The 15840-nt window shown below is 33.7% G+C and carries 17 protein-coding genes; 13 read left to right on the top strand and 4 right to left on the bottom strand.

Annotated elements, in window-relative coordinates; all coding sequences use genetic code 11:
- Positions 1 to 37 precede the first annotated feature (37 nt).
- From AC1EU5_RS02455 to AC1EU5_RS02430, 6 genes are all read left to right on the top strand, one after another.
- The gene (locus AC1EU5_RS02455) at positions 38 to 1270 is read left to right on the top strand and encodes a molybdopterin molybdotransferase MoeA (RefSeq protein WP_480190761.1); all 1233 of its coding nucleotides are present in this window, start codon (positions 38 to 40) and stop codon (positions 1268 to 1270) included.
- Complete coding sequence (gene moaC / locus AC1EU5_RS02450; protein ID WP_480190760.1) at positions 1270 to 1746, top strand: cyclic pyranopterin monophosphate synthase MoaC; 477 nt, start codon at positions 1270 to 1272, stop codon at positions 1744 to 1746. Before AC1EU5_RS02455 ends, moaC begins: the two co-directional genes overlap by 1 nt.
- Positions 1739 to 2863, top strand: a complete 1125-nt coding sequence (locus tag AC1EU5_RS02445; protein WP_480190759.1) for an NTP transferase domain-containing protein — start codon at positions 1739 to 1741, stop codon at positions 2861 to 2863. Before moaC ends, AC1EU5_RS02445 begins: the two co-directional genes overlap by 8 nt.
- The gene (locus tag AC1EU5_RS02440; RefSeq protein WP_480190758.1) at positions 2856 to 3689 is read left to right on the top strand and encodes a DUF1835 domain-containing protein; all 834 of its coding nucleotides are present in this window, start codon (positions 2856 to 2858) and stop codon (positions 3687 to 3689) included. Before AC1EU5_RS02445 ends, AC1EU5_RS02440 begins: the two co-directional genes overlap by 8 nt.
- The gene (locus tag AC1EU5_RS02435; RefSeq protein ID WP_480190757.1) at positions 3690 to 4790 is read left to right on the top strand and encodes a HesA/MoeB/ThiF family protein; all 1101 of its coding nucleotides are present in this window, start codon (positions 3690 to 3692) and stop codon (positions 4788 to 4790) included.
- A gap of 152 nt (positions 4791 to 4942) precedes the next feature.
- Positions 4943 to 6559: a MutS-related protein gene (locus tag AC1EU5_RS02430; RefSeq protein WP_480190756.1), complete on the top strand. Its 1617-nt coding sequence runs from the start codon at positions 4943 to 4945 to the stop codon at positions 6557 to 6559.
- A gap of 3 nt (positions 6560 to 6562) precedes the next feature.
- Here the strand turns inward: AC1EU5_RS02430 and AC1EU5_RS02425 are convergent, their stop codons facing one another.
- Positions 6563 to 7198 (bottom strand): murein L,D-transpeptidase catalytic domain-containing protein, encoded by a 636-nt coding sequence (locus AC1EU5_RS02425; protein ID WP_480190755.1) that lies wholly within the window; start codon positions 7196 to 7198, stop codon positions 6563 to 6565.
- Positions 7199 to 7211: 13 nt separating this feature from the next.
- The gene (locus tag AC1EU5_RS02420; protein ID WP_480190754.1) at positions 7212 to 7658 is read right to left on the bottom strand and encodes a molybdenum cofactor biosynthesis protein MoaE; all 447 of its coding nucleotides are present in this window, start codon (positions 7656 to 7658) and stop codon (positions 7212 to 7214) included.
- 45 nt (positions 7659 to 7703) lie between these two features.
- Here AC1EU5_RS02420 and AC1EU5_RS02415 point away from each other — a divergent pair, with 45 nt between their 5' ends.
- The gene (locus AC1EU5_RS02415) at positions 7704 to 8006 is read left to right on the top strand and encodes a DUF3817 domain-containing protein (protein ID WP_480190753.1); all 303 of its coding nucleotides are present in this window, start codon (positions 7704 to 7706) and stop codon (positions 8004 to 8006) included.
- A 35-nt stretch (positions 8007 to 8041) separates the two neighbouring features.
- Here the strand turns inward: AC1EU5_RS02415 and AC1EU5_RS02410 are convergent, their stop codons facing one another.
- Positions 8042 to 8281 carry a MoaD/ThiS family protein gene (locus AC1EU5_RS02410; protein ID WP_480190752.1) on the bottom strand — a complete coding sequence of 80 codons (240 nt, stop codon included), beginning with the start codon at positions 8279 to 8281 and terminating at the stop codon, positions 8042 to 8044.
- A gap of 53 nt (positions 8282 to 8334) precedes the next feature.
- On the opposite strand from AC1EU5_RS02410, the gene AC1EU5_RS02405 reads away from it, so the two are divergent.
- The 5 genes from AC1EU5_RS02405 to AC1EU5_RS02385 all read left to right on the top strand — a co-directional run bounded on the left by AC1EU5_RS02405 (position 8335) and on the right by AC1EU5_RS02385 (position 12726).
- A complete protein-coding gene (locus AC1EU5_RS02405) occupies positions 8335 to 10062 on the top strand; it encodes a SulP family inorganic anion transporter (protein ID WP_480190751.1) in 1728 nt (575 codons plus the stop codon).
- 72 nt (positions 10063 to 10134) lie between these two features.
- Positions 10135 to 11544 (top strand): MBL fold metallo-hydrolase, encoded by a 1410-nt coding sequence (locus AC1EU5_RS02400; RefSeq protein WP_480190750.1) that lies wholly within the window; start codon positions 10135 to 10137, stop codon positions 11542 to 11544.
- Between the two features lie 21 nt (positions 11545 to 11565).
- Entirely contained in the window at positions 11566 to 12072 is a 507-nt protein-coding gene (locus AC1EU5_RS02395) for a DUF6265 family protein (protein WP_480190749.1), read from the top strand.
- Positions 12069 to 12503 carry a rhodanese-like domain-containing protein gene (locus AC1EU5_RS02390; protein ID WP_480190748.1) on the top strand — a complete coding sequence of 145 codons (435 nt, stop codon included), beginning with the start codon at positions 12069 to 12071 and terminating at the stop codon, positions 12501 to 12503. Before AC1EU5_RS02395 ends, AC1EU5_RS02390 begins: the two co-directional genes overlap by 4 nt.
- A gap of 13 nt (positions 12504 to 12516) precedes the next feature.
- The gene (locus tag AC1EU5_RS02385; protein WP_480190747.1) at positions 12517 to 12726 is read left to right on the top strand and encodes a YgaP family membrane protein; all 210 of its coding nucleotides are present in this window, start codon (positions 12517 to 12519) and stop codon (positions 12724 to 12726) included.
- Between the two features lie 138 nt (positions 12727 to 12864).
- Here the strand turns inward: AC1EU5_RS02385 and AC1EU5_RS02380 are convergent, their stop codons facing one another.
- Entirely contained in the window at positions 12865 to 15045 is a 2181-nt protein-coding gene (locus AC1EU5_RS02380) for a TonB-dependent receptor (RefSeq protein WP_480190746.1), read from the bottom strand.
- Between the two features lie 308 nt (positions 15046 to 15353).
- Here AC1EU5_RS02380 and AC1EU5_RS02375 point away from each other — a divergent pair, with 308 nt between their 5' ends.
- Positions 15354 to 15839: a biotin/lipoyl-containing protein gene (locus AC1EU5_RS02375; RefSeq protein ID WP_480190745.1), complete on the top strand. Its 486-nt coding sequence runs from the start codon at positions 15354 to 15356 to the stop codon at positions 15837 to 15839.
- The last annotated feature ends 1 nt before the right edge of the window (position 15840 follow it).

Here is a 15840-nt window from a genome sequence, read left to right as displayed (position 1 = left end):
ATTCTGTTATTTCGAATGAAACAAGAAGTGTCGTTAAATGATCTCATCAAAAGAAGCACTACATATTATCCTTGAGAACACACAAGATTTTGGTACTGAAGAAATCCCTTTTTTGGATGCTCACAATAGAATCTTGAAAGAAGATATTCTTGCCGATCGCGATTTCCCTCCATTTGATCGTGTAAGTATGGATGGCATTGCCATTAACTACAGCACATTTAAAAAAGGAAAACGCACTTTTTCTATTGAAGGTGTTCAAGCTGCAGGAAGTCCTAAACTTATATTAGAAAAGAAAGAAAACTGCCTTGAAGTGATGACTGGAGCTACGCTTCCTAAAAATACAGATACCGTTGTTCGCTATGAAGACATCACCATTAATAATGCTAATGCAACAATCAATATAGACGCTATCGTGGCGAATCAAAATATACATCATAAAGGCAAAGACAGAAGGCAAGGTGATATCTTAATTAGAAAAAATTCCTTGATTTCTCCTGCTGAAATAGGAGTTTTGAGTACGGTGGGGAAGTCAAGAGTAAAAGTTGCTCTACAACCAAAAGTGATGATCATTTCTACTGGAGATGAATTGGTAGACACGGATGAAGTTCCTTTGCCACATCAAATTAGAAGAAGTAATGTTTATACCTTAGTTTCGTTATTACAGCAATTGAATATTGAAGCTAAAACAGATCATATTCAAGATGATAAGGCTATTTTAAAAGAGAAAATTGCGACTTATCTAACTAAATACGATGTCTTATTGTTTAGCGGTGCTGTAAGTAAAGGGAAATTTGATTTCTTACCCGAAGTTTTAGAAGAGCTGGGGGTAAAAAAACTATTTCATAAAGTGGCTCAACGTCCTGGAAAACCATTCTGGTTTGGCGGGCACAAAGTGCCTTTAAGTATGAGTAGACATGGTGGAAAAGAGGTGAAAAAAGTAAGCATTTTTGCATTTCCCGGAAATCCAGTATCAACATTTGTAGGATGTTTGAAATATTTCTATCCTTGGTATAAAAAGTCTATGGAAATACCTTACAATCATCAAGGGCAGGCCATTTTAGGAGATGATTTTTCATTTAAACCAGAGCTTACATACTTTTTGCAAGTAAAGCTTGATAGAGATGGAGGCTTAAAAATAGCAAAACCATATATTGGAAATGGTTCGGGAGATTTGGCTAACTTGGTAGATATAGATGGATTTTTAGAACTACCTGCGGATAAAACGGAGTTTAAAGCTGGCGAAGCATATCCATTAATAACTTTTAGATAATGAGTGACTTTACACACATAACATATAAAAATCAGCCCAAGATGGTTGATGTTGGTGATAAGGGAATTACCAAAAGAAGAGCAGTTGCAAGAGCAGAAATGTATTTGGGCGCTAAAATTATTCCAAAGTTTGAAGCTAATGAGCTAACCACTAAAAAAGGACCTGTTTTCCAAACTGCTATTGTTGCGGGTATTCAGGCCGTGAAAAAAACTTCAGATTTGATACCCATGTGTCATCCCATACCCATAAATGGAGTGCATATTGATATTAATGTGCTAGACGAAAAATCCATTGAGGTTTTATGTACTGTAAGTATTGAAGGGAAGACCGGGGTAGAAATGGAAGCTTTAACAGGTGCTTCGGTAACTGCACTAACCATATATGATATGTGTAAATCTATTTCACAAGAAATGATAATTAAGGAAGTTAAATTATTAGAAAAGACTGGCGGGAAATCAGATATTAAAAATGGATAATATAAAACACTATAAACACGCAAAATTAGAACGTAGAATTAACGATAACTTTGCCCCTAATGAAATTGCTATTTTAGGTACAAAATGCTCTATTATTACTGATTTTGTTCAAAAAATAAGCAAAAAATTACATAAAAAGGCCAAAATTGGTTATTTAGATGCTTCACATGCTAGCACAATTAGCGCTCCTATTTTAGATGAATTCATCGCACATCATTCGGGAAGCATAGCTGTAACTAAGCAGCATGATTTAAATGAATATAATGAGCGGATTTGCTTCTCTAAATATGATTTACTTTTCATCAACGGCAATCATTATAAAGGCGCCAAGCAAATCCTCATTTTGGATAATGAAAAAGAAGCATCCGTAAAAAAGCGATTGGAGCAATTAGACAGGATTCAATTCATCGTAAAACTAAATGATGACGCTACCTATTTTGATTTTCTGATTGAAAAATATCCTACAATTAAAAACTTAAGATCATATCATATAGATGAAATTGATGTCATCTCTGAACATATTGATGGTCTGATTCAGGAAACTATTGCTCCAATTCAAGGATTGGTCCTGGCAGGTGGCAAAAGCAAACGCATGGGGCAAGATAAAACTCAGATTAAGTATCATGGTAAACCACAATTAGCACATACCGTTGAATTGTTAGAGAACAACTTACTCAACACCTACGTTTCGTTAGCAGAGAATCAAGAAATATCAGATTACCAGGTAATTCAAGACAAATTTGTTGATTTAGGAGTTTTTGGTGCCATATGCTCTGCTTTTATGAAAGACCCAAATAAGGCTTGGTTAGCATTGGCAACCGATTTACCATTTGTAAATAATGATTTAATAAAAGAACTTTTAAAACGAAGAAATCCTTCAAAGGTAGCTACCGCAGTAAAAGGAAAATCTAAAGAATTTGTCGAACCCATCGTTACCATTTACGAACCTAAAGCCTATCCTATTTTACTAAATTATTTGGCGCAAGGTTATTCATGTCCTAGAAAAGCATTAATCAATTCTGATGTTGAGATTGTAGAAGTAAATGATGATTTGATTCGTAATGTGAATACACCTGAAGAATATCAAAAAGCTTTAGAAGAACTTAACAATGCCTAGAACACTTCATATTGCCAATGGAGATAGCACTAGGCATCAACTGGAAGAAAGTGGCTTACAGGGCGATATTGCGATCTGCAGAGAAATGTTTTGTGAAGGAAATGTTGTTAAAGATTTAGGGAGTGATGCTTTTTGGCAAGCTCGATACCAATTTTTCCAAAATGAGTATAACGTTGAAAGACTTGAGTACTTTGACAAAACAATCAAGGAGTTTGTTCAACTTCAAGATGTTTCAGAGTACAATGAAGTAGTTCTTTGGTTTGAGTATGATCTTTTCTGTCAAGTAAATTTAATGGCTATATGCACTTATTTATTGCAACACTACAAATCGGCAGTCTGGTATTACTTGGTATGTGTTGGTAAAGAAAATCCAAAAAATGATTGGAAAACATTAGGTGATTATAGACCTGAAGAATTTGTAGAACTGTATAAAAATAAGATCAAGCTTTCTAGGAATGATCTTCTATTTGCCAAAGATACCTGGGAGGTATATGTAAGAAATAACAAAGAAGAAATAAAAGCCTTTAACTATAATCAAAGTAAAAAAATAGAATATTTTGAAGTTGTAATGCAACAGCATTTAAAGCGCTTTAAAAATGGAAGAGGATTCAATGAAATTGATTGTAAAATTCTAGAAATTATTAGATCAGCGGTTTTAACAGAAGAAGAGATTGTCAAAAGATTGCTCATCTGGCAACGTAAAGAAACAGTGTATGGTTTTGGAGACTTACAATACTCCAATAAACTCAAAAAGTTATCGGATTACTACACAACAAAAGATGGATTGTTTTATTTAAATGTCAAAGGGAAAGAAGTTTTAAACTAAATGAAGGGTATTACCAAAGAAGAGCTGTATAAACGTCAAACAACTTTACAAGAAATCGGTACTGAAGGACAGCAAAAATTATTGCAAACCAAAGTACTTATAGTTGGATGTGGTGGACTTGGAAATGCTGCAGCTGTGTATTTAGCCGCCAGTGGTATCGGTGAGTTGCATTTAATTGATTTTGATATAGTTTCTGAATCGAATTTACATCGACAAGTATTCTATAAAACCAAAGATATTGGGAAACCAAAAGTTGAAGTTCTGGCACAACACATCCAATCCATTTCACCGTTTGTTGAAGTTAAAACGTATAAAAATCCTATCTCGAAAAACAACGTTTTTGACTTAATTGCTAATGTTCATTATGTGCTAGATTGTACAGATAGTTTACCAATAAAATATTTACTCAATGATGCCTGTGTGGTGAAAGATAAACCATTGATCTATGGATCACTGTATAAATTTGATGGATACGTTGCTAGTTTTAATGTAAGAGATTCAAAAGGTACCTTTGGCACCAACTTAAGGGATGCTTTTCCGGAAATGTCTAAACAGCAAGTACCCAATTGTTCTGAAGTAGGTACTCTAAATACGATAGTAGGAATCATTGGATTGATGCAGACCAATGAAGTACTAAAATTGGTAACAGACATCGGAAAACCTTTGGTAAATGAGCTATTGATCTATAATAGTTTAGACAATTCTCAGTTTAAAATGAAACTAAAGAAGTCTGTGAGCAAAGAAAAAATAGCTGAAATCTTTGAATCAACCACTTATTTTGATGAGGCATGTGAAACACAAGATGAAAACTTATTGATTTCCGCAGACGAATTAAAATCAAAATTGTCATCTCGAACGAATGTGAGAGATCTAGATATCATATCAGTTATTGAAGACGAAAACACACCTTTACCATTTGAGGTTGATTTAAAAATACCTTTATCAGAACTAAATGTTGGAAGTTTAAGGATCGATAATCAAAAAAAATATGTGATCATCTGCAATCGTGGTATTTCAAGTTATACAGCTACCCAAAAAATTAAAGAGAAATATCCGGACCTCAACGTCTTGAGCTTAAAAGGAGGAATTACGAATTACTAATGCAAAATCCAAAAGAATTTTACACTGTTGAGAAAGAGAAATTCAACAACGAGTTATATGTTTTAAAAAAACGGTTAACTGTTTCAAGTACACTTCGGCTAATAGTTTTTATATTCATTGTTTCCAGTTTCTACTTCTTTTTTGGAAATCTTATGTTAATAGGAATAACATCCTTGTTAGGAGTATCTGTTTTCATCTATTTGTTATTGCGCCATACTAATTTACAATACAAGAGAGATATAACAGAGCAACTCATCAGAATTAACCAAACAGAAATTGACGTTCTAGCAGGAAATTATACCAACCTAGATGAAGGAGCCGAGTTTATTGATACTACCCATTTTTATAGTTATGACATTGATCTCTTTGGCAAAGGTTCTTTTTTTCAATATATCAATCGTACTACAGTTAATGACGGCAAAATAGTATTGGCTAAAACATTAACTGAAAATACTACTTCAGATATAGTATTAAAACAAGAAACTATTAAAGAGTTAGCGGCGAAACCTAAATGGAGGCAACAATTTTCAGCTGTAGCCAGTTTGGTGAAAGTAGAATGCTCAGCACAAATTGTTTTGGATTGGATTCATGCCTATAAGCCTGTGTTTAGAAAAAATATTCAATTCTTTACACTATCCTTTTCCATAATTTCAGTGCTCACAATTGCCCTAACAATTGCTCAAATACTAAACATCAACATACTTCTATTTGTATTTTTTATAGGTTTCGGAATTAGTGGATATTATTTTAAAAGAGTAAATACCATTTATCAAAATTCGGACAAAGCCAAAAGCACTTTTAGTCAATACCATAAGTTATTGCAGCAAATTGAATCAGAAAACTTTAAAGCAAAGTTGTTACAAGAAGAGCAAAACAATATAAAAACGGAGGTTAAAAAAGCTTCTGTCATTTTTGCCGAACTTTCAAAATTACTAGATGCCTTAGATCAACGCAATAATTTATTAATTGCTGTTTTTGGTAATGCATTTTTCCTAAGAGATTTACAAATAGCGTACAAAATAGAACAATGGATAAAGCGTTATGGTAAAAAGGTTGAGAATTGGTTTCAAGTCATTGCTTTTTTTGATGCACAAAACTCATTGGCTAACATTGCTTTTAATCATCCAAAATATATTTTTCCAATAGTACATAATGATTCTAATACCATAAATGCGAAAACACTGAGGCATCCTTTATTAAAAACGGAAAGGCGAATTGATAACGATTTTAAAATTGAAAACCAGCAATTCTACATCATTACCGGAGCCAATATGGCCGGAAAAAGTACTTTTTTGCGTACAGTTTCCTTAGCAATTTTAATGGCTAATATCGGACTTCCTGTTTGTGCAACTTCTTTTGAATATTCACCTATAAAATTAATCACAAGTATGCGCACCTCAGATTCATTAGCCAATGATGAATCCTATTTCTTTTCAGAATTAAAACGATTAAAATTGATTGTAGAAAAAATAAAAAATGATAATTATTTTATTATTCTAGACGAGATTTTAAAAGGCACTAACAGTACCGATAAAGCCATTGGTTCTAAAAAGTTTGTACAAAGACTAGTAGCTTCAAACTCTACTGGAATCATTGCAACCCATGACCTAAGTTTGTGCGAAATAGAACAAGAATTTACGCAAGTAAAAAACTACTATTTTGATGCCGAAATCATGAATGATGAACTTCATTTTGATTACAAACTAAAAGAAGGTATTTGCCAAAACATGAATGCTTCTTTTTTATTAAAGAAAATGGATATAGTATAAAGACTATTTAAAAGAATATAAAAGCACCTTTTTATGCTCTTTTAAAATTAGATCAAGTTCATCTAAAAATTTTATGGAGACTGTAGGGCAACCCCAACTCAAAGCGATAGAGTTTGGATAGACTTCCTCATCAGGCACGTGTTCCCAAGCATGTAAAACAACAACACGCTTTCGCATGTTAGAGTTCGAATCTCCCAAACCATCAAGCCAGTACTTATAATTCTTTCCCCATCTACTATAATCTCGCTTGCCTACAACAGCCACTCCCAAAGAAGTACATAGGCTTTCATTTTTATTGCTGAAATTTTCTACTAAAGCTCCATTTTTTGCATCGTCTTTACAACTTCCATGACATACCAATCCTTTTTTAAGAATACTTTCTTTCTTTAGATCAACAACAAAAAATCTATTCTTGCCACTATGCAAAGAATAGTCAATCATAAAAGCAATTTTTTGATTATAATTATTTTCTTCGGCATAGCATTTTAGATAATTTATTTTCACTTTATAGTCTCTTTCTTTTGATGTTGGATTGGTAATAGTATTTTCTACTGTGAACAAATTTGAATCACCTTTCCTACCACAGGAAAGAGAGATTAATAAAACTACAACAACAAAATTTTTAAGAATAGTTTTCACTGTACACTAAGAATTAAGGTGTAGCATTTACCCATACCTCACCATCTACAAAATGTTCTTTTTTCCAGATAGGAACGGTTTCTTTTAAAGTATCAATGGCAAATTGGCACGCTGCAAATGCAGCTTTTCTATGAGGAGCAGATACAGCAATAATCACTGGTACCTCACCAATTTGCAATGTTCCTTCTGCATGATGTATAGCAATTCTCAAAATATCAAAATCAGCTAGTGCTAGATCAGCAATTTTTTGCATCTCTTTTAAGGCCATAGCCTCATAAGAAGAAAAATCCAGTAAAGTGACTTCCTTATCCTGAGTTTGATTTCTTACGGTTCCCACAAATAAAGCAATACCACCACAAGATGTGTCTTGAACAAAATCATAACATTCCTGTAAATTCAATTTTTCAGAGGTAATTCTTATTGAGGTATTGCCACCCATTTTTAACAGATTTCTTGACAAAGTTAGCGAATCGGGTTGTACTTTTGCAGCTGACTTTTTAAGTATATGAAGAATACATTTAGAGCGGTAAGCATTTTAGAAGGTTTGTCTTACATTTTACTACTATTTATTGCTGTACCTGTCAAGTATATTGGTGGTGATGAAAGCTATGTTAAATTATTAGGCATGCCTCATGGCCTCCTATTTGTTGCTTATATTGTTTTAGCTTATTTAATAAAAGATAATTTAAAATGGAATTCTAAGACTTTTTGGATTGTATTAGCAGCTTCTATTATTCCTTTTGGAACCTTTTATATTGATAAGAAATATTTAAGGACACCCCTAAAGTCCGTCCAAGAGGATAATTAACTTCTCTCTTTCAGAAAAGAAAGACGTCGAGACAACTACCCCCCGCTCACTGGTGGAATCAATGCAACAATATCATTTTCATTTAACTCAGAGTTATCTTCAGCATACGTTTCATTAATAGCCACTGTGTAGTTGTAATTAGCTAAATCAGTATATTTAAGAGCAAGTTGCGTCTTTAACTTCTCAACTGTAATTCCCTTTGAAAGGTATAAATCCAGGGCATTTCCTCCCACAATATCTCTTATAATTCCAAAAAGTAATACGCGTATCTGCATAATTCAAAGTTATGAAAATCCACTACATTTGTTAGACGAAACCAAGAATTTCTTTGAAACGGATTTTTCCTATACTAGAGTGGTTACCTCACTATAAAGCATCATATTTAAAAGGAGACTTATTAGCAGGTTTTACCGTTGGAATTATTCTCATTCCACAAGGAATTGCCTACGCTATCATTGCAGGTTTACCTCCTATTTACGGTTTATATACAGCATTGATACCGCAAATAATGTATACCTTTTTTGGTACATCTAGACAGTTGGCAACTGGCCCTATCGCCATTGACTCACTTATTATTGCAGCAGGAATTTCAGCAATTTCGACGGTTGAACCTGAACACTATATACCTGTGGTTTTGGCCCTCACCTTTATTGTTGGGATCATTCAGGTGATCGTTGGAAGTTTTAAACTAGGTTTTATAGTCAATTTTTTATCAAAACCAGTTCTAACCGGTTTTGTAACTGCTGCGGCACTGATCATTGGATTCAATCAGTTCAAAGGACTACTCAAGATTAATGTTGAACGCAGCAATCAAATTCAAAACTTAGTAGCCGATATTTTTCAGAATATTTCATCCATCCATGCTAAAAGTTTTCTCATTGGAGGCATCGCCATTATGATAATCTACACGCTAAGAAGAATTAACAAACGTTTACCAGGTCCCTTACTGGTTGTTATATTAGGTATACTACTAATGAAGTTTTTTTATAATTATTTTGGAGGTGTTGAAATCGTAAAAACAATTCCTAAAGGGCTTCCTTCTTTTCAACTCCCTGAATTGAATTATGAACTATTTTTAAAACTATTACCACTAGCATTAACCCTGGCATTTACAGGCTTTTTACAGGCAATTTCCATCGCTAAAGCATTAGATGAAGATTATGAAACTCCTAAACTCAATGCCAATAAAGAGCTTATAGCCCTGGGAGCTAGTAACATAGTAGGATCACTTTTTAGTTCGTATACCACATCAGGAAGTTTTTCAAGGTCTGCTATCAATAAAGAGGTAGGTGCTAAAACAAGCATGTCTAGTGCATTTTCGGCATTATTCATCGGTTTTACCCTATTGTTTCTAACACCCGTTTTCTATTACCTTCCAAAGACAATATTAGCTGCAATTATCATAACTGCAGTCTTTAGCCTTATCAATATAAAAGATATAAAATTTTTATGGCGGACCAATAAAAAAGATTTCTTGATGATGTTGGTTACCTTTATTATAACACTTACTATTGGAGTAAAAGAGGGTATTATTACTGGAGTCTTAGTATCCATTTTTGTGGTGATTTTTGAATCATCTATGCCTCATATGGCTATTTTAGGTAAAGTACCTGGAACAACCCATTTTTACAGAAATAAAAATCGTTTTGAAGATGTTGAATTACATCCTGAAATTTTGATTGTTCGCTTTGACTCGCGTTTATATTTTGCCAATGCCAGTTATTTTAAGGATAAGATCAATGAATTTGCTAAAGCAAAAGGTGAACAACTAAAAGTAATTATTGTTGATGCAGAAGTTATTAACAATATTGACAGTACCGGTATTACTGCTTTAAATGACGTCTTAAACAAATTCTCTGAAAAAGGGATTAAACTTTTTATTAGCAGTGTTAAAGGTCCTGTTCGAGATGCACTTGCAAAAAGTAAGTTAATACATAAAATAGGTGCTGAAAATTGTTTTATGAGTATACAAAGAGCAGTAGACACCTACTTAAAAAATGGTGATGAGGTCAATAAAAATTATTCTAAATATGTGCATCAATCGTATATCGATTAACTATTTTTTATGACTGAAATCAGTGTATCACCCCAAATTAGATCGTAATTTTGCATTTCAAATAACTACAAGATGAATATTGAACAGATTTATACCGGTTGCTTGGCACAAGGAGCCTATTATATAGAAAGTAATGGTGAAGTAGCTATTATTGACCCTTTACGAGAAGTAGATCCATATATTAAGCGAGCTGAAAAGAACAAGGCGAAAATCAAATACATTTTTGAAACACATTTTCATGCTGATTTTGTCAGCGGACATGTAACCTTAGCTGAAAAAACAGGAGCCAAGATTGTGTATGGACCAACTGCCCAAACCACTTTTGATTCTTATATCGCTAAAGATGGTGAAATATTTCAAATAGGGGCAATTACCATTACCGCCATATACACTCCAGGTCATACCATGGAAAGTACCACCTATTTACTAAAAGATGAAAGCGGAAAAGACCATGCCATTTTTAGCGGTGACACTCTGTTTTTAGGAGATGTTGGAAGGCCTGATCTTGCCCAAAAAGCTGCTGACATGACACAAGAAGAGTTAGCTGGTCTACTCTATGAGAGCCTTCGTAAAAAGATAATGACTTTAGCTGATGATGTTATTGTATACCCGGCACATGGCGCAGGTTCTGCTTGTGGGAAAAACATGAGTAAAGAAACAGTTGGTACAATTGGCGAACAGAAAAAAATAAACTATGCCTTGCGTGCTGATATGACAAAAGAGGAGTTTGTAAAAGAAGTAACTGATGGTTTGTTACCTCCTCCACAGTACTTCCCTTTGAATGTAAAATTGAATAAGGAAGGTTATGAAAGTATTGACAAAGTATTAGATAAAGGTTCTAGACCTTTAAATGCGGAGGAATTTGAACAATTGGCTAATGAGCATGATGCTTTAGTACTAGACGTACGCCATCATAATGAGTATATTAAAGGTTTTATTCCACGCTCCATTTTTATAGGATTAGGTGGTAGTTTTGCACCTTGGGTAGGAGCGCTGATTAAAGACATAGAGCAGCCTATCTTATTGGTAACTCCTGAAGGAAAAGAGGAAGAAACAGTTACCCGATTATCACGTGTTGGGTTTGATAATACCTTAGGATATCTTAACGGAGGTATTCAAACATGGAAGTCAGCCAATAAAGAAATAGACACATTAGAATCTATTTCTGCGCAAGAACTTGAAACCAGAATGGCTAAAGATGCACTCGTTTTTGATGTAAGAAAGCCAGGTGAATATCAAAGTGAACATATTGAAAAAGTTCCTAATACACCATTAGATTTTATCAATCAACATATAAAGGAATTTCCAACACAAGAGCGTTTTCATGTGCATTGTGCAGGTGGGTATCGCTCGGTAATTGCCGCTTCAATTTTAAAAGCAAGAGGTTTTCATAATGTTGTTGACGTTGCGGGCGGGTATACTGCCATAAAAAAAACAGCCATTAAAACAACCGATTATGTTTGTCCAACAACGGTCAAGTAATTTGTCTGTTAAAATAAAACCATGAAACAACTTATATTTCTTCTCGCAGTAATATGCTCACTCAACTTACTTTCACAAAACAATGTAAGTGAAAATATTTTGACTTTAGACAGCTTAGCCCACTCTCCTAAAGCGAAACTGGCTGATGTGGCGTGGATCTCAGGAAACTGGAAAGGCAAAGCTTTTGGCGGTATTGTAGAAGAAAATTGGAGCCAACCAAGTGGTGATTCTATGATGGCGACTTTTAAGTTGATCAATAATGGTAAAGTTTCCTTTTATGAAATAGAAATTATTAGAGAAGTCAATGAATCTTTAATTTTACAACTCAAGCATTTTCATGGCGATTTAAAAGGTTGGGAGAACAAAGATGAAACTGTAGATTTTCCATTGGTGAAAATTACCGATAATGCCACCTATTTTGATGGAATGACTTTTGAGAAAGTTAATGATCGTGAAATGAATGTATACGTTCTTATAGGTCAAAAAGATGGGAGCAACAAAGAAGTAAAATTTAATTATAAAAAATGAAAAATTTAGAACTAACCTTCATTGCTTTTCTATGTGTTATTTTTTCATGTGAAAGTAAAAAGAAAGAAACGGTTGAAGAACAAACTACTGAAACGATAGTTCAGGTCGAAACTATAAATAAAAAAATTGAGCCAGCTCATTTTAAAGAAAAAGTTGAAAATAAAGAAGTGCAATTAATTGATGTTAGAACGCCCAAAGAGTTTGCTGAAGGTTATATAAAAGGGGCTAAGAATATCAATTTTTATGATGATGATTTTCTTCAGAAAATGAGTGTTTTAGATAAATCTCAACCTGTTTATGTGTATTGTAAGGCAGGAGGTAGAAGCGGTTCTGCAGCTAAAAAGCTGGCAGCAGAAGGTTTTACACAAATTTATGATCTAAAAGGAGGGTTTTCAGCTTGGAAAAAAGAAAATCTTAATACTGAGAAATAATAATTAAAGTTTCATGAAAAAAAATGTAGGAAATATTGATAAAGTCATACGTTTTATTGTTGCCTTGGTAGCCACATGGGACGCCTACAAAGGTTATGTTTCAAGTCCTTGGGATTATGTACTGTATGTAGTTGCAATCGTTATGCTTATAACCATTTTAACAAGTACTTGTCCACTTTGGTTAGTAACCGGTATTAACACAATAAAATCAAAATTAAAATAAAAGAAGCTCTCTAAAAAGTGTCATTCTGAATGAAATGAAGAATCTTTAAGAGTTTAATCATCTAACAATAACATGATTGAGATTTTTCGACTGCGCTCAAAATGACAAAACCAAATCTTTTTAGACAGCTTCTTTCTTTTAAAACTTTAGTGTAATTCCAGCTAGAAAATTAGTGGTTGCCTGAGGATAAAAACCGGCGCCCTCAATAGTTCTTATTTCTCCAGGATTTGTAAAATCATCATTAAATGTGAAAAAATATCCGTTAGAAATATATTCTTGATCAAAAATATTGTTGACAAGCAATGAAAATTCAATACTATCTAAAGCAGGTATTCCTTTTAGGGTGTAGGTTGCATTAAAATCATTCACAAAGAATGCATCCAATTTTGACACATCACTGTCAATATTTCCCATAAATTGCTCTCCTACATACTTTGATAATAAAGCAAGTGACAATCTTTTAACTGGCCTATACGAAATCGTATTTCCTGCAATAATACTTGGCGAAAATGAGATATCAGTATCTCCTAAATTTTCTAATTTACCATCTCGTTGAAAAAAGAAATCCCTGTTCTCATTGGTACTTAAAGCCACATTAGGTTGCATATTTAACTCAGGGGTAATAGCTAGGTTGGCATCTATTTCTAAACCCAATCTATAACTGCTTCCGCTATTAGCACGAATGGGTGCACCTGATCTGTCTAATGCACCTGTAAGCACTAACTGATCATTATAATCCATATAAAAACCATTAATATTTAGCTTTAATTTTTCCGAATTATAACGCCAACCAAGCTCTATATCGTCCAAACGCTCTGGTCTAGGATTGCCATTTTCAAAATCTGTTCTATTAGGTTCTCTATGCGCACGAGCAAAAGATGTATATAATTGATTTCTGTTGTTGATTCTAAAACTAGCCCCCACTTTAGGATTAAAAAAACTATAATCCTTATCTACAATAAAGTCAGCTACATCAGAATTTTGCCCGGTTGTTTCATAGGATATAAAACGCCCTTGAAGATCAAGGTAAAACTGCCATTCATCGTTCAGACGGTAGTCCGCTTTTGCGAAAGCAGAAAACTCGTTCTTTTCTCCTACTCCAAAATAATAACGATCTCCTAACTCCGAATCACTGGCAAATCGTGCCCATATGACTTCCCCAAAATGATCACCCTTATATGAACTACCAAATAATCCTGTAATAACATCAAATTGATCATCCTTGTAATTAACATTTGCTGATAAAACATAAAAATCATTATCTAACCATCTGCGACGAATAATATCAGCAGTTGTAATGGTTTCACCACCTATCGTAATAGGAGATAATCCATAAAAACTTAAATCATCATCATTTTCATACTCTTCAAAAAAACCACGGCCATATGTATAATTAAAGCTAATGTTTGAACTCCATCTATTATTATATCGTTGTGTCCAATGCAACTGGTAGTGATCTTGCTTGTAATCATCAACTTGATTGTTATGAAATCCATCAGGATTACCATTTTCATCAAAACGAACTCCTGCAGGATTAAAAGTTCTATTACTCTCCAGCGTGGCAGCATCAATACCAAACCATGACTGATATGTTACTTCACTTCCTGCAAAGTGTATGGCTTTTACCAAAGTATTATCATTTTTAAAAGCACCTTGGATAAAATAGGACTTCAAATCTGAAGAAGCACGATCTATATAACCATCAGATTTAATCTGCGAAAGTCTACCTGAAATTTCAAAATGTTCATTCAGCAATCCAGAGCTAAATTTTACATTATGACGTCGTGTGTTAAATGATCCGAAAGAATGTGAAGTACTGGCGTATCCTTCATCAGATACATTATCAGTCAAAATATTCAAACTAGCACCAAAAGCTCCAGGACCATTGGTGGAAGTTCCTACCCCTCTCTGTAATTGTAGATTTTCAACAGAAGATGTGAAATCTTGTAAGTTCACAAAAAAACTGGTTGCACTCTCTGCATCATTATATGGAATTCCGTTAATAGTAACGTTTATTCCTTGATTTGCCGTTCCCCGAACCCTAAAACCAGTATATCCAATACCTGCCCCGGCATCAGAAGTGGTTACCACTGATGGTAAGAAGTTAATTTGTGTTGCAATATCTTGCCCTAGATTTCGCTTGGTAATTTCCTTTTTTGTTAGGTTAGAATGGGTAATTGGTGAAGAAGCTTTTACTCTTACAGCTCTTACAACCACTTCATCCAACTTTTCAACCTTTGTTGAATCTTGCTTTTTATCTTGAGCATATAAACTAACTGAAAGTGTCAGCAATACCAAGAATAATGATAATTTTTTCATCGATTAAAATGTTAATCAAATAAAAAGAGGTAATTATTCTTTGTCGTTAATAATTGACTTTGGTCATTACGAGGCATTTACGACGAAGCAATCTCTTCATCAAAAACAGATTGCCATAGTAATTTTTTAAATTACTTCGCAATGACATTTCATTTCCTAAACAGCATTACCTGTTCTAGGTTCAATGGGTATGATCTCAGCCGTTATAGGCACCCCTTTATGAGAACAGTGCAAAATTACTAGCATTTTTTTAATTAGCAATGCCGCATTTAAATTATTATTTTAGCCATGCTAATTGTTAAAACTCCATGGGTCAATCCTTCAAAGTAAAAGTCAACGAATCTTATGATTTTAATGTATCTGAGCAAGAAATTAAGAATCTAGATTTTATTGAAACAACCAAGAATAATTATCATATTTTAAGAAACAATCAATCTTTTGATACCACTATTACAACATCTAATTTCTATCAAAAGAAATATACCATTCAAGTAAATGGTAATAGGTATGAGGTAAAGATTTCTAATGAATTAGATCTTTTGATTTCTGAATTAGGATTGGAAGCATCTTCAACACAAAAGGCTAATGATGTAAAAGCGCCTATGCCTGGTCTAATTGTTTCCGTTGATGTGAAAGAAGGGCAAGAAGTTAAAGAAGGTGATGGCATGTTAGTTTTGGAAGCTATGAAAATGGAAAACACCTTAGTAGCACCAAAAGATGGTGTAGTGAAAGCAATTACCGTAAAGTCTGGAGATAAAGTTGAGAAAAATGCGCTATTAATTGAAATGGAATGAT

This window comes from Maritimimonas sp. 2405UD52-3 (assembly GCF_056591715.1).
Note: the sequence above shows the minus strand (reverse complement) of the source record. Positions and strands in the feature narration are given on the sequence as shown.